The following is a 13,872-nucleotide window of genomic DNA, read 5'->3' as shown; positions in this document are numbered from 1 at the left end:
CGCCGCAAACCTGAGCCTCTGCAAGCTCAACCGACCCCAAAAAATGTAGTGGTAACACTTGCGCCGGCGCGCGCATGCCATTGAACATAAACGGCTTTTGTGAAAGCGCTGTTCAAGTTGGGTCTAAATAGCCTTTACATATCTGGACGTCTTGTGACCCTGGCAACCTTTGCCGCCGAACTGCAAAGGCTATGGCCTGCTCCGCCGCGCGTCATCGAATCATCCGTCCAAACCCGCAACAAAACCGCTCAGCTTTAATTCCGATGGGAGGAATTTTGTTGGTCAGTCATCAGCCCTACCCGGCCGCATGTGAACCGCCCCGGGTTTGCCGGAGGCTCCAACTCCTGAGAAGGTGGGGCCTGTATGAGCAAGACAACGAACAAGTTTGCGCCGGAAGTCCGCGAGCGGGCGGTGCGTATGGTGGCCGATCACGAGCGCGATTTCCCGTCGCGCTAGGCGGCGGTGGTTTCGATCGCGGAGAAGATCGGCTGCGTTCCGCAGACACTGCATGAGTGGGTGAAGAAGGCGGAGGTCAACAGCGGCAAGCGCGCCGGTGTTCCGACCGAGGTTGCCGACAAGATGAAGGCGCTGGAGCGCGAGGTCCGTGAGTTGCGGCAGGCCAACGAGATCCTGCGCAAGGCGTCTGCATATTTTGCTCAGGCGGAGCGCAACCGCCCGTTCCGGCGATGATCGCGTTCATTGACGATCACCGCAATGCCTATGGGGTCGAGCCAATCTGCCGCGTCCTGCCGATCGCCCCATCCACCTATCACGAGCGCGTCGCGCAGCGGCAGGATCCGACACGCCTGTCGACGCGAGCACGGCAGGATGCGGTCCTCAAGCCAGAGATCGCGCGCGTGTTCGCCGAGAACTTCGCGGTCTACGGTGTGCGCAAGGTCTGGCGGCAGATGATGCGGGAAGGCTTTCCGATCGCGCGCTGTACTGTCGCTCGGCTGATGCGTGAGATGGGCTTGGCAGGGGTGATCCGGGGCAAGCCGGTGCGCACGACCATCAGCGACAGGGCGGCACCGTGCCCGCTCGATCACGTCAACCGCAAGTTCTACGCGCCAGCGCCGAACATCCTGTGGGTGTCGGACTTCACCTACGTCGCGACCTGGGCGGGGTTCGTCTACGTCGCCTTCGTCATCGATCCTATGCTCGGCGGATCGTTGGCTGGCGGGCCAGCAAGACGGCGCATGCCAGCTTCGCCCTCGATGCACTAGAACAGGCGCTTCACGATCGTCGGCCGAACCACCGGGGCGGCCTCATCCATCATAGGGACCGCGGGTCGCAATACGTATCCATCAAATACACCGAACGCCTCGCCGAAGCCGGGATCGAGCCCTCGGTCGGCAGCGTTGGCGACAGTTATGACAATGCTTTGGCCGAAACGATCAACGGCCTTTACAAAGCCGAGGTGATCCACCGGCGTGGACCGTGGCGCAGCTTCGAAGCAGTCGAGTACGCCACGCTCGAGTGGGTCGACTGGTTCAACAATCGCCGGCTGCTGGAGCCCATCGGCAACATCCCGCCTGCCGAAGTCGAAGATCAATATTATGCTGCCGCAGACAACATCGATATGGCAGCGTGGCTCACAACCCAGCGCCTCCGGCAGACCCAGGGAGGTTCAGAAGGAGGCGTTGCTGTTACCGATCCGACTTCTAGCTTTTAAAGGGCAAGGTACGCAAATCTAAATAACTTTTTATTGGCTGCCTCGATAATAGAATAGCACGGGGTAGGCTGGGCTCGGTTTAATAAATTTAACATATCTATTATTATCAAACTAAGTAATTTCAGGGCGCGTGCGATTGCGATCCGCCCGCGCTCAATCCTCATTGCGTTCGAGGAGAAGTCGAGCAATCGCCCGTCAATGCTTCAAACAGACGATGATCGCCGACACGACAGCTGCAGTTTCAACAACATCGCGGACCTTCACCGTGTCGATCCCGAGTTCGGCAGCGGGATAGTCATTGCCACCCGGATAGATCGCGTCGCCGAGGAAGAGCATTCGCGCGAGCGGCACGCCGCTTTCCTTGCTCAGCCGCTTCAGCCCATAGCCCTTGTCGACCCCGGCACGGGTGACATCGATCGAGGTGGTGCCGCCCAGGTTGATCGAGAGGTCGGGCAGCGCCACCTGTAGCGTCTTTTGAATCGCGGCCCGCTTGGCGCGGTCAGGATCCCAGCCCTCTTTCGCCTCCAGCGGCGCGTCCTGGCCGAGGCCGGAAAAGGTAATCTGGCTTCCCCGATCCTCGATCCGCTCTCCCCAAATGCGCTCGTCGGCCAGTCCCGCTTCCGACAGCGCACGGTCGAAGGCTGCGCGGATGCTCGCCTTCTCCGCGTTGTCGAACAGCTCGGCATAAACCCTGCGCCACGCACCGTCGATGAAGCGGTAGAGCTTCGTGCCAGTGGTCGGCATCAGCCACAGCCGCTCGCGGGCGACGTTAAGCGGCAAGCGCGAGACGACTTGCCGGTCGAATTGCGGCCAGTCGCCGCCCGAGATCACCGCAACATCGACCACGGCCAGCAGGCGGGCGAGCGTCGCCGCCATCTCGGGCGACAAGGGCCGCTTGCTCTCCGCAAGGGTCCCGTCGAGGTCGAATACGATCAACCATTTCACGAGGCGGTGCCCTCCCCGTCGCGGTTGCGGAGATCATTGTGAAGGGCGGTCGCGGCGATCGCCGCGTGGCCCATCGCGACGCTGATCTGATCGAGCGACATGACGATATCGCCCGCCGCATAGACACCAGTGACGCTCGCCCGCTGCTTGGTATCGACGACGATGCAGCGATCGTCGCTCAGCTCGACGCCGAGCTGGCGCGCAAGCGCGTTGTTGCTGTCCGACCCGAGCGCCGGATAAACCGTGTCGAAGTGCAACTCGCTGCCATCGGTGAGGTGGAGCGCAACTCGATCGCCTGAAAAGTCCATCCGGGACAGCGGCTTCGGTGCGACTGCGATCTCGGCCGCGGCGAGCGCCGCGCGATCGTCGGCACCAAGATCGATCGTCTCCTGCGCAACAAGCGTGATCCGGTCCGAGAAGGTGCGCAGGAACAACGCCTCCGCGACTCCGTGCGTGTTCGCGCCGATCACCCCGATCGCCAGCCCGGTTGCCTCGTAGGCGTCGCAGACCGGGCAATAGCGCAGCATTCCCCGCTGCAAGGCGTCGCGGTGCGTATCGGCATCGAGCGCAGGGCGGCGATTCTCGACCCCGGTTGCGATCAGGACAGCGCGCGCGGCGATGGTCACTGTGGACCCTCGCGCTTCGAAGGCATCGGCCTTGCCGTCGATCGTTTCGATCCGGTCCGTCAGGATCGTGGCCCCGTAGCGTTTCGCCTGTTCGCGCATCCGCCGCAGCAGCTCCTCGCCGGCAATACCCTCTGGATAGCCGGCGTGGTTGTGGGAGAGCGGTATCCATTTCGCTCGGCTGTGCCCCTCATCGACCACAACGACGCGGCGGTGATATCGCGCAAGGTAGATCGCCGCCGTGAGGCCCCCCGGTCCGCCGCCGACGATCAAGGCGTCATAGCGATCCGCCGTCATGCCACTTGCTTCGCCGGATCGCGGTAGGCGAGAAGCCGCAACGCATTGAAAACGACCAGAAGCGTTGAGCCTTCGTGCATCGCGACCGCCGGGCCGATGCCCAGGCCCAGGATCGTCGCGGGCACAAGGAACGCGACCACCCCGAGGCTGACGAAAACATTCTGCCGGATGATCCCGCGAGTGTGGCGGCTCAGGCCCACCGCGAACGGCAGATGCCCAAGATCGTCGGCCATCAGCGCAACGTCGGCCGTCTCCAGCGCCACGTCCGAACCCGCTGCACCCATCGCAATGCCGACCGTCGCCGACGCCATAGCCGGCGCGTCGTTGACGCCATCGCCGACCATCGCGACCTTGTCCTCGCCGGCGAGCTTCTTGATCGCGGCAACCTTGTCCTCCGGCATCAGGTCGCCCCATGCCTCGTCGAGCCCGACATCCTTGGCGATGGCGTCGGCCACCTTCTGGTGATCGCCCGAGATCATGATCATCCGGGTGATTCCCATTTCGCGCAGCCGCTTGAGCGCGACCTTGGCCGCCTCGCGCGGGGTGTCCATCAGCCCGATCGCGCCGATGTCCTTATCGCCCTTGCGGACCACCATCGTCGTCCGCCCGTTTTCACGCAGGGTGGCGATGGCGTCGGTCGCGGCCGCGTTCAGCGTGGGGATGCCCTCCACGCCGAACATCTCGGCCTTGCCGATCCATACTGTCTCGCCATCAACGGTGGCGGTGACGCCGCGTCCCGTCAGGCTCTTAAGATCGGTCGCCTCCGGCAGATCGCGCCCACCCAGGCGCTCGCGGCCGTCCTTGACGATCGCCTGTGCCAGCGGGTGATCGCTCAAGGCTTCGACCGCGACGGCGAGTGCCAACAGATCCTCTTCGCTCGCCCCCTCGACGGGCACGACATCGGTGATGCGGGGACGACCTTCCGTCAGCGTCCCGGTCTTGTCGAACGCGATCGCCTTAAGGGAACCAAGGTTTTCAAGCGGCGCGCCGCCCTTCACCAGCACGCCGCCGCGTGCCGCCCGCGCAACGCCGGACAGGACTGCGCTCGGGGTCGCGATCGCCAGCGCGCACGGGCTGGCGGCGACCAGCACCGCCATCGCGCGATAGAAGCTGTCGCGGAACGGCTCATCGACCACAACCCATGCGAACAGCAGGAGGAACGAGAGCGCCAGCACCGCCGGCACGAAGACGCGCTCGAAGCGATCGGTGAAACGCTGCGTAGGCGACTTCTGCGTCTCCGCTTCGCTCACCATCTTCACGACCTTGGCGAGCGCGCTTTCATTGGAGCGCCGCGTCACCTCGATCTCGATCGCGGCACCGCCGTTGATCGTGCCGGCGAACACCCGCGACGTGGCCTCGACCGCATCGGGCTTCGCGCGCGCCGCCTCGACATCGGCGACCGGTTCTTTGTCGACGGGGATGCTCTCTCCAGTGACGGGGGCCTGGTTGATCGCGCTCGACCCCTTGATGACGAAGCCGTCGGCGGGCAAGCGTTCGTTCGGGCGCACGATCACGACGTCGCCGACCACCAGCTCTTCGACCGGTATTTCCGAAGTCTGCCCATCACGGCGCACCGTCGCCTTGTCGGGCGCGAGCTCGGCCAGCGCCTCGATCGCGCGCTTGGCGCGCCCCATCGCGTAATGCTCGAGCGCATGGCCGAGGCTGAACAGGAACAGCAGCAGCGCGCCTTCCGCAAAGGCGCCGAGCGCCGCGGCGCCGGCGGCAGCAACCAGCATCAGCGTATCGATCTCGAATTTCTTGAGCTTCAGATTATCGATCGCTTCGCGCAGCGTGAAGAAGCCGCCGAAGACGTAGGCACCGACATAAAAGGCGGTTGGCAGCCAGTCGGGGGTGCCCGCAACCAGCTTCTCGATCGCGAAGCCGATCGCCAGCAGCGCACCGCACGCGAGCGCGAAGATCAGCTCGGTATTGGGGCCGAGGAAATTGGCGTGGGCATGGTCGTGGCCATCCCCCGGCCCATGCTTTTCCGCGCCTTCGCCGTGATCGTGCCCGGCATGTTCGCCGGAGTTGTGATCGTGCCCGGCGTGAGCGCCGGCACCGTGATCGTGTCCGGCATGATCGGAACCCGTCCGCTTGCCAGGTTTGACCTTGAGCTTGCTCAGCGCTGCGAGGATCGCCGGCTCGTCAACGCGCTCCTTGTCATATTCGACGCGGACGCTGCCCGAGGCGCTGGCATCGGCCTGCAGCACGCCGGGCATCTGGCACAGGGTCTCGCCGACGGTGCGAGCGCGGCGCTCGTGGCTGATCCCTTCGACCTGCCATGTCGCATGACCATATCGCCCGCTGATCTCGGCGCCTGCAGCCCGCACCATGTCGCGCACGCGTGACAGAGGCAGCGCCGTGCCATCAAAATGGATACAGAGCTTTGCCGGCGTATCCCGATCGGCAGGCAAGACGTGCGCGCGCTCGACGCCGGGCTTGGCGCTGAGTGTCGAGACGAGGCGCCCGACACAGGCATCGGCTGCATCCGGAACCTCCGGCAGCAGGACGGGAATATCGAGTTCGAACTTGTCAGTCATGACGCCGTCTCCGCGTTGGTCTTGGTTTCTGCACGCGCATCGCGCAGGATTTCTATGCCGCCTTTGATCGCGATAAGGGCGGTAGCCAGGCCGACCAGTAGATCGGGCCAATTCGTTTCCAGCCAAAGCACCAGGGCGCCCGCGATCAGGATGCCGCCGTTGGAGATGAAATCGTTAAAGCTGAAGGTGGTCGCCGCGCGCAGATTAACATCAGGCTGCTTGAGCCGTTGCAGCAATCGCAGACAGATATAGTTCACGACGCCGGCGATCGCCGACATCACCATCATTGTAGGCCCGATCGGTTCACTGCCCTGGATATAGCGGCGGCCAACGTCGAGCAGGATGCCGCCTGCGAAAATCAGCAGCATCACGCCGGACACGGTTGCGGCCCGTGTCTTCCATGTGCGCCCGTGGCTGAGCGCGATCAGGCTCAGCGCATAGACCGCGGTGTCTGACAGATTGTCGACGCCATTGGCGATGAGCGCGCTGGAATCGCCTGTCAGCCCCGTCACGAAGAAGCCTGCAGCGATCGCCGCGTTGAGCAGTAGCACGATCCAGAGTGTGCGCCGCTCGGCCGAGACCTTGCCCTCCCGTTGAGCCGTCATGCGATGATCTCCTCGATCAGCAGGAGGACGAGGAAGCCGACGAAGAACATCGCGCTGATAAGCGGTGAGTCCGGCTTCTCGTGGGCCTCGACCAACAGCTCTTCGGTGACGAGATAAAGCAGCGCCATCAGGCCGAAGCTCAGGAAGCCGGTGATCCATATCGGTGTCAGCAACGCCACAGGTTGCGCGATCAGCGCGCCGATCGGCACCAGCACTGCCAGCGCACAGGTCAGGCCGATCGCCTTGACCTTGCGATATCGGCCTGCCAGATCGTTGGTAAGGGTCAGCGCAAGGAAAAGCACCTCGAGGGTCAACGCCACGGCCAGCAAGGTGCCCGCCTTCTCGCCGGCGATGAAGGCGAGCCCGAGGACCAAGCCATCTATCGCCAGATCGAGCCCGATCGCCGCGAGCAGCGCGACCGGCCCCTTGAACCGGCTTTCCGCCGCCTTTAGGCCGAGCATCACGGCGACGCCCAGCGCCCCGCCGATCAGTGTCGCGGTTGGAGAGCCGCCGTGCATCACCATCGGCAGGATCTCTGTCGCAGCCGCGGCGAACACCACGCCCGCAGCCAAATGCTGCATCGCTGCGACCAGCTTATCGCCTGGGGTGCGCCATCCGGCGACCAGCGCGCCGATCATGATCGCAATCATGGGGATCAGGGAGAATTTGAGTGCTGCCATCGTCAGCGCCCCTCTGTGCCTGGTGGGTTGGTCACAAGCTTGTTGCCTTCCTGCACAGGACCGGACGCTTGTCCGCTTCCTCGATCTTGATTTCGTTGCCTGAGAAGGTCGCGCTCATCATGTCGCCGACATATTGCAGCCCGGGTGCCGGCGCGGTCAGGATGATCGGCGCCGCGTTCGCATTGCGACGCAGTTCGAGCGCCAAGCCCTCATTCTTGAAATCAACGAGAAGCGGTCGATTGTCGTCGCACCGATAGGGGTGGCGACCGCGCGTTCCGCTCACATCCCCGCTATCGCCGGCGTGGATTTCCTGTTCAGTCGGCGGCGCTTTGCGAGGTTGTTCGGAACAGCCCAATAACGTCAGCACAATGCATATGCCGGCGATTCCAATCTGAAATGGCGTCCTGTGTGCCTCCGTGAACATCCTGATACTCATAAAAGCCATTGAGCAACTGCAATGACACCGACGATCATGATCATGACGCCAAACAGGATCAGCCTTTCATTGCGCGGATCGGCGACATTTCGTATTCGCGCCGCGACCTGCCACGCAGGACGCAGCGGGATGCGCCAAGACCCGGACGCGATCCGGTCCAGCTCGGTATCCGAAAGGCGGAAAAACGATTTTACGTCAGCCCGAGAGCGTCCCGTGAGACCCGTCACGCGAAAAACCGGGTCGGCAAAAGCCAGGTCGATGGCACTTGGTTTCCCCGCCACCGGTGCGATGTCGTCTCCCGACGCCCATGACGGACGTAGAAGCGCTATAAGCTGATGTGGGTCGCGTTCGATTAGAGAAGCCCAGCGTACCAGCCGCGAACGACGGTCGTCACTCGAAGGCGGAGACATGGGCTTGAATTGCCCTCCATGCTTGGGCAATCGCCACTTCGCGCGTGCGTCTGAGGTACGATTGTGCCTCATTGCCGGTCAACCGGCTCGACTTGATCTTGGGAGGCACGCTTCAGCGGACGAGAGTAGTGTAACGTCAGGAAGGTCGTCAGGCTGAGAACTGCCGCGATATCGTAGAGACCATAGCCGACGGCAGCGCCTAGCGCTCCGGTTGCCCAGAGGCTTGCAGCGGTAGCGGTCCCGGAGGCCTTCCCACCATGCTTCAATATGGCGCCGCCGCCGATGAAGCCAACGCCTGTGATCAACCCTTCGAGCAGACGTGCTTGGGCAGGGGACGTGCGTCCGAGAATGGCAATACCAACAAGCACGAACCCGCAACTGGCGATGGCGACCAGCGGAAAGGTTCGGATGCCAGCGCTGCGTTCGTCCTTTTCCCGGTCCCAGCCAACCGGGAGCGCTAGCGCATACGCCAGCGCAAGGCTGACAATATGGGAAAGGGTTTCCCACAGTGACGGCATCATCATCATGCGGCCGAGCCTGCGGCTTGTCCGCTTGCCACCTTGTGCGCTGCATCTCGATAGGCGAGCACCCTCTTGCAGGCCATGGCGCGCGCGCCGGGGCGCTTGAGCGTGATCCGGTCGCCGCCTGAGATCGACACGTTGAGATTTTGGCCGACGTAAGTCAGCCCGCTTGCCGGTGACTTCACTCGCACCGGGGCGGCGTTCGGATTTGTCTTAATGTCGAGGGTCAGGCCATCGCCAAGGAAATCCACATCGAGGCGTGAACCATCAGGGCAGGCGTAGAAATGCTCACCGATGAAGTCAGGCATCTGGCGATCACGAGATGCTTCGGCCTCGCTCTTGTTGGTGGCTGGCGAGCAGCCGAGCAGGCCCGGCACCAAAGCAAGCCCGGTCGCGAGGATGATCCCCCGAACCGGGCCGCTCCGGAGGCGCCGAGCCGCTATTTCCCCGTCTTTCCACGATCTATCGCCATGGGCGCTGCAGGGGGCACGCCCATGGCGCGGGCCGTTCTCACACGGACACCCGAAGGACTTGTTGTGCGGCGGCCGATCCACAGCAGTTCAGTCGAACAATTCGCTGAGAAAGCCCTTGCGGCGGCCCTTATGGCCCCGCTCGTAACCGTGCTTCCCGCCATGATCGCCATGGCCGCGATCGTCAGATAATCCGAGGCGAACACCGCTCAACGGCCGCGCGCTGTCGTCACCGGCGCTGCGCTCGATGATCTTGTCGAGTTCGCCGCGATCGAGCCAGACCCCGCGACATTGCGGGCAATAGTCGATCTCGATGCCCTGCCGCTCGCTCATGACGAGATCGACGCGGCACGTCGGGCACAGTAGTCCTGGGGAAGGACGGTTATCTACCATGATGGATTCCTTTCTCGGAATGTTGCCCTGTCAGTCGTTCGCGGCGCCGGGAGGCGGCGGCGGCTTGATGGGGCGCCGACGATGCCGCTGGGACTGCCCGGGCAGGCGCGACTGACGGCGCAGAAGTGCGAGAAATGCCGCATCCTGTATCCGCATCGTCCGCCGCAGGCCTTTGCGCATCATACGGCCGACCAAGCCGCCGAAGATGCCCCGACATTCGATCGAATGGTGAATACAGACACCATTCGCGATAGGTTCGATCTCGTAGCGTTCGTCGAAGGTGAGGAAACCCTTTACGCCCATCTGCCATCCGATGAGCTGCGGCTTCGTCAGGCGGTTGATGACCATTTGCGTCGTCATCTTGCGGTCGCCTTTGAAGAGCAGCCAGGTGACGTCCATCTCCGCACCGCGTTCGGCATCGCCCGCGATACGATAGATGGGGTGCCATCGTGCGAACCCCCTCAGATCGGAGATCAGCGACCACACCCGCAGTGCTGACATATTGAAATCGAAAGTGGTCTCTTCCTTCATGGCTGCCTGTCCTGTCCGGCCAAGGCGCGGCGAAACCGGAGGTCGCGCAAAGGCGGCCCCCTCCCCGATTGGACGGGGGATTGATGGGAGCTGGGGCGCTGTAGAGGGCTTGCATGGCGCAAGCCCTCTCGCTTGCCGGGCCGCAATTCATCGGCTCAGGCTTCCAGCGTCTTGCTTGCCTTGCCACCGATCACCTCGACCGCTTCGAGCGTCATCAGCCCAATGTCGGGTACATCGCTCAGGGCGGCGACGAACGCGCGCAATGCGTCCTCGAAATCGACGATTTCGATCACCACCGCACGATCGCTCTCAAGCACATGGCGCCGGTGGACGTGCGCAGAGGCCCCGAATCCGATCAGCGCCTCAAGCACCGTGAGACCCGCCATCTTTCGATCACGCGCCAGCGAGGCGACATATTCGAAAACTTTGCGATCACCGATATAGGCCGCTTCGTCTGTGTAGATCCGCAGCAATTTTCGGGCCGGTTCTCCCATCACGCTTCTCCTCTCAAAGGGGCAGGATCCTCGCCGTGCCGGGTGCTACCCTCTTGTTCTTTCTGGTCCTCGGTTCGCCCGAGGATCACTTTCGCGAGCGCCGGCAGCACGAGCAAGGTAAGGATAGTTGCCGCGATCAAGCCACCGATCACGACCGTCGCAAGCGGCTTCTGGACTTCAGCGCCGGTGCCGTGCGCGAGCGCCATCGGCACGAAGCCTATCGCCGGCACAAACCCCGTCATGATGACCGCCCGCATCTTCTCGGCCATGCCTTCACGAATCGCCTGCGCGATGGGCAGTCCAGCTTCACTCCGGTCTCGGATCGCCGTCATGACGACAAGCCCGTTTAGCACTGCCACGCCGGCGAGGCAGATGAACCCCACCGCCGCCGACACCGAGAAGTTGATGCCGGTGAGCACAAGCGTGAAGACGCCGCCCGCGAGCCCTAAAGGAACCGCCAGGAACACCGCCGCCGCCCGGCCGAGTCCACCCAGTGCCATGTAAAGCAGCCCGAAGATGACCAGAAAGCATAACGGAACCACGATCGACAGCCGTTTCGATGCCGCGGCAAGGTTCTCGAACTGACCACCCCATTCGAGGTAGTAGCCCGCCGGCAGCTTCACCTGTGCGATCTTCGCCTGCGCCTCCTGAACGAACGAACCGGCATCGCGTCCGCCGAGATTGACCTGAACGACCACGCGGCGCTTGCCGTTCTCTCGGCTGATCTGATTCAGCCCTTCGGTAAGGCGGATCTGCGCGACCTGTGCCAGAGGCACTTGGGCGCGCGGCCTCCCTTCTACCTCCGGGAGCAGCACTGGCATCGAGCGGATGTCGTCCAGATTGGCGCGGGTCGTCTCAGGGACGCGAACGGTGACGTCGAAACGCCGGTCGCCCTCGTACACAAGCCCCGATTCACGCCCACCGAGCCCTGCCGCAACCGTGTCCGCAACGTCGCGAACTGTGAGGCCGAGGCGAGCGATCGCGGCGCGGTCGAGCTTTACGTCGAGCGCCGGTGCGCCACCGACCTGTTCGGCCTTGACGCTGGCCGCACCGGGTATGGTCTGGAGTACGCGCACCATCTCATTTGCCGTCAGCGCCATCTTGTCGAGATCGTCGCCGTAGAGCTTGATCGCAACATCGCCACGAACACCCGCGATCAGCTCGTTAAATCGCAGCTGGATCGGCTGACTGACCTCGTAAAGATTGCCAAGAAGACCGCCGGTCGCCTTCTCAATCTTGGCAACCACATCAGCTTTGGTTGTGCCTTCTGCCCATTGGTCCTTCTCTTTCAAGATAACGAAGCCATCCGAGACGTTTGGCGGCATCGGATCGCTCGCAACTTCCGCAGTGCCTGTCTTCGAGAACATCAAGGCGACTTCGGGAATTTTGATTACCGCCTCCTCGACCTTGCGTTCCATCGCCAGCGACTGATCAAGGCTGACGGAGGGCACTCGTGTCGATGCAAAGGCGAGGTTTTTCTCATCTAGCTGGGGAATGAATTCCGAGCCTAGCAGCCCAAACGCGGGGATGGCCGCCACGAAGAAGGCCAATCCGCCGAGGATGAATGGCCACGGACGCGCAATCGCCTGATCCAGCAACGGCAGGTAGCGCTCCTTGGACTTGCGGATCAGCCACACGTCCTTCTCCGCGACCTTGCCGCGGATGAGGATTGCAACCAGCGCTGGCACCAGCGTGATTGCGAGTACGAACGCGGCCACCAGCGCGAGCATGATGGTGATCGCCATCGGCGAGAACGTCTTGCCCTCGGTGCCCGTAAATGTGAGCAGCGGTGCGAACGCGAGCAGGATGATCGCTTGGCCGAAGACGGTCGGCTTGATCATCTCCTGTGACGCCCGCATCGTCTCCTCCAGTCGTTCGCGGAGCGAGAGCAGTCGGCCTTCATGTTCCTGCCGGTGCGCCAGTCTGGCGAGGCAGTTTTCAATGATGATAACGGCGCCATCGACGATCAGACCGAAGTCGAGCGCCCCCAGGCTCATCAGGTTGCCGGGGACTTTGAACGCGTTCATTCCCATGGCCATCATCAGGAACGAGAAGGGGATGACCAGCACTGCAATCACGGCGGCGCGCCAGTTACCGAGCAGCAGGAACAGTGCCACGGCAACAAGGATCGCGCCTTCGGTCAGATTGCGCTGGACCGTCGCCACCGTTGCGCCGACCAATTCAGCGCGGTTCAACACCACCTTGACCTGGATGCCCGGTGGCAGTGTTTTCGCAACCTGATCGAGCTTGGACGAGGCCTCCGTGGCGACAACCCGGCTGTTCTGACCGATCAACATCAGCACCGTGCCAATGACCGCTTCTTCGCCGTTCATGCTACCCGCACCCGTTCGCAGATCGCCACCGACGCGAACATTGGCGATCTGGCCGATCGTGATTGGGGTTCCCCCACGCGTCGCCGCGACAGCATTGCTGATCTCATCGACCGTACGCACGCGGGAATCGACGCGCACAAGGTACGCTTCACCGCCGCGGTTATAGTAATTAGCGCCCACCGCGAGATTTGCGTTCTCGAGAGCTTGGCCGAGCTCGCTATACGAGATTCCGAAATTGGCGAGCTTCGTCGGGTCTGGTTCGACCACGAACGTCTTGGCATAACCACCAATGGAGTCGACGCCGGCAACGCCTTTCACCGAGCGAAGCTGCGGGCCGATAATCCAGTCTTGAACAGTTCGCAGATAGCTTGCCTTGGCCACCGCGTCCGTTAGTCTTTCGCCTTCGGGCGTCAGATAGCTGCCGTCCGGCTGCCACCCTGGTTGGCCTGCGACTTTTTTAGCGCCCTTGCCGTCCGGATTGGCATAGCCAACCGTGTACATGACGATCTCGCCAAGACCCGTGGAGACGGGTCCAACTTGTGGCTGAACACCGTCCGGCAAATTTTCGGTTGCTTGGCGCAGGCGCTCACCAACCTGCTGACGCGCGAAGTAGAGGTCGGTGCTGTCGGTGAAGATCGCACTGACCTGGCTGAAGCCGTTGCGCGAGATCGAACGTGTGGTTTCAAGACCTGGAATGCCGGCTAGGGCGATTTCGACGGGATAGGTAACGAGCTTCTCGATTTCGACCGGCGACAAACGCGGGTCGATCGTATTGATCTGAACCTGATTGGTGGTGATATCTGGCACCGCGTCGATTGGCAACTTGGTAAGCTGCCAGAGGCCGAGGCCGCCGATGACTAGGAAAAGGGCGAGTACCGTCCAACGCATGCGGACGGAGAGCGCCATGAGATTTGCGATCATG

Annotated in this window: 13 protein-coding genes, 1 pseudogene and 1 other annotated feature; of the genes and pseudogenes, 1 reads left to right on the top strand and 13 read right to left on the bottom strand. The window is 62.8% G+C overall.

The features are described 5' to 3' along the window. Positions 1–363: 363 nt before the first annotated feature. A pseudogene (locus tag HHL08_RS15890) lies at positions 364–1,588 on the top strand (IS3 family transposase); the annotation flags it as partial. Next, positions 645–761, top strand: a sequence feature (AL1L pseudoknot). (Overlaps the previous pseudogene by 117 nt.) A gap of 279 nt (positions 1,589–1,867) precedes the next feature. Here the strand turns inward: HHL08_RS15890 and HHL08_RS15885 are convergent. The 13 genes from HHL08_RS15885 to HHL08_RS15825 all read right to left on the bottom strand — a co-directional run bounded on the left by HHL08_RS15885 (position 1,868) and on the right by HHL08_RS15825 (position 13,871). Further along, the gene (locus HHL08_RS15885) at positions 1,868–2,617 is read right to left on the bottom strand and encodes an HAD-IIB family hydrolase (RefSeq protein WP_008831132.1); all 750 of its coding nucleotides are present in this window, start codon (positions 2,615–2,617) and stop codon (positions 1,868–1,870) included. Beyond that, entirely contained in the window at positions 2,614–3,513 is a 900-nt protein-coding gene (locus HHL08_RS15880; RefSeq protein ID WP_235955085.1) for an NAD(P)/FAD-dependent oxidoreductase, read from the bottom strand. Before HHL08_RS15880 ends, HHL08_RS15885 begins: the two co-directional genes overlap by 4 nt. Positions 3,514–3,533: 20 nt before the next feature. Continuing rightward, entirely contained in the window at positions 3,534–6,077 is a 2,544-nt protein-coding gene (locus tag HHL08_RS15875) for a heavy metal translocating P-type ATPase (RefSeq protein WP_169574036.1), read from the bottom strand. Further along, positions 6,074–6,682, bottom strand: coding sequence for a cation diffusion facilitator family transporter (locus HHL08_RS15870; RefSeq protein ID WP_169574035.1), 609 nt, complete (start codon positions 6,680–6,682; stop codon positions 6,074–6,076). Before HHL08_RS15870 ends, HHL08_RS15875 begins: the two co-directional genes overlap by 4 nt. Further along, on the bottom strand, positions 6,679–7,362 hold the full coding sequence (locus tag HHL08_RS15865) for a ZIP family metal transporter (protein ID WP_169574034.1): 684 nt from the start codon (positions 7,360–7,362) through the stop codon (positions 6,679–6,681). Before HHL08_RS15865 ends, HHL08_RS15870 begins: the two co-directional genes overlap by 4 nt. Positions 7,363–7,393: 31 nt before the next feature. Further along, positions 7,394–7,567: a hypothetical protein gene (locus tag HHL08_RS25650; protein ID WP_235955084.1), complete on the bottom strand. Its 174-nt coding sequence runs from the start codon at positions 7,565–7,567 to the stop codon at positions 7,394–7,396. Positions 7,568–7,794: 227 nt separating this feature from the next. Beyond that, entirely contained in the window at positions 7,795–8,079 is a 285-nt protein-coding gene (locus HHL08_RS15855; protein WP_235955083.1) for a hypothetical protein, read from the bottom strand. A 197-nt stretch (positions 8,080–8,276) separates the two neighbouring features. Further along, entirely contained in the window at positions 8,277–8,732 is a 456-nt protein-coding gene (locus HHL08_RS15850; RefSeq protein ID WP_169574049.1) for an MgtC/SapB family protein, read from the bottom strand. Continuing rightward, positions 8,732–9,106: a hypothetical protein gene (locus HHL08_RS15845; protein ID WP_169574032.1), complete on the bottom strand. Its 375-nt coding sequence runs from the start codon at positions 9,104–9,106 to the stop codon at positions 8,732–8,734. The genes HHL08_RS15850 and HHL08_RS15845 overlap by 1 nt, the downstream gene beginning before the upstream one ends. Before the next feature lie 183 nt (positions 9,107–9,289). Further along, entirely contained in the window at positions 9,290–9,592 is a 303-nt protein-coding gene (locus HHL08_RS15840) for a TFIIB-type zinc ribbon-containing protein (RefSeq protein ID WP_169574031.1), read from the bottom strand. A gap of 30 nt (positions 9,593–9,622) precedes the next feature. Next, positions 9,623–10,123: an SRPBCC family protein gene (locus tag HHL08_RS15835; RefSeq protein WP_169574030.1), complete on the bottom strand. Its 501-nt coding sequence runs from the start codon at positions 10,121–10,123 to the stop codon at positions 9,623–9,625. 155 nt (positions 10,124–10,278) lie between these two features. After that, positions 10,279–10,617: a DUF190 domain-containing protein gene (locus HHL08_RS15830; protein WP_169574029.1), complete on the bottom strand. Its 339-nt coding sequence runs from the start codon at positions 10,615–10,617 to the stop codon at positions 10,279–10,281. Then, entirely contained in the window at positions 10,617–13,871 is a 3,255-nt protein-coding gene (locus HHL08_RS15825; protein WP_169574028.1) for an efflux RND transporter permease subunit, read from the bottom strand. The genes HHL08_RS15830 and HHL08_RS15825 overlap by 1 nt, the downstream gene beginning before the upstream one ends. Between the last annotated feature and the right edge of the window lies 1 nt (position 13,872).

This window comes from Sphingobium psychrophilum (assembly GCF_012927105.1).
Taxonomy (GTDB): domain Bacteria; phylum Pseudomonadota; class Alphaproteobacteria; order Sphingomonadales; family Sphingomonadaceae; genus Sphingobium; species Sphingobium psychrophilum.
This window is presented reverse-complemented; position numbering and strand designations above follow the sequence as displayed.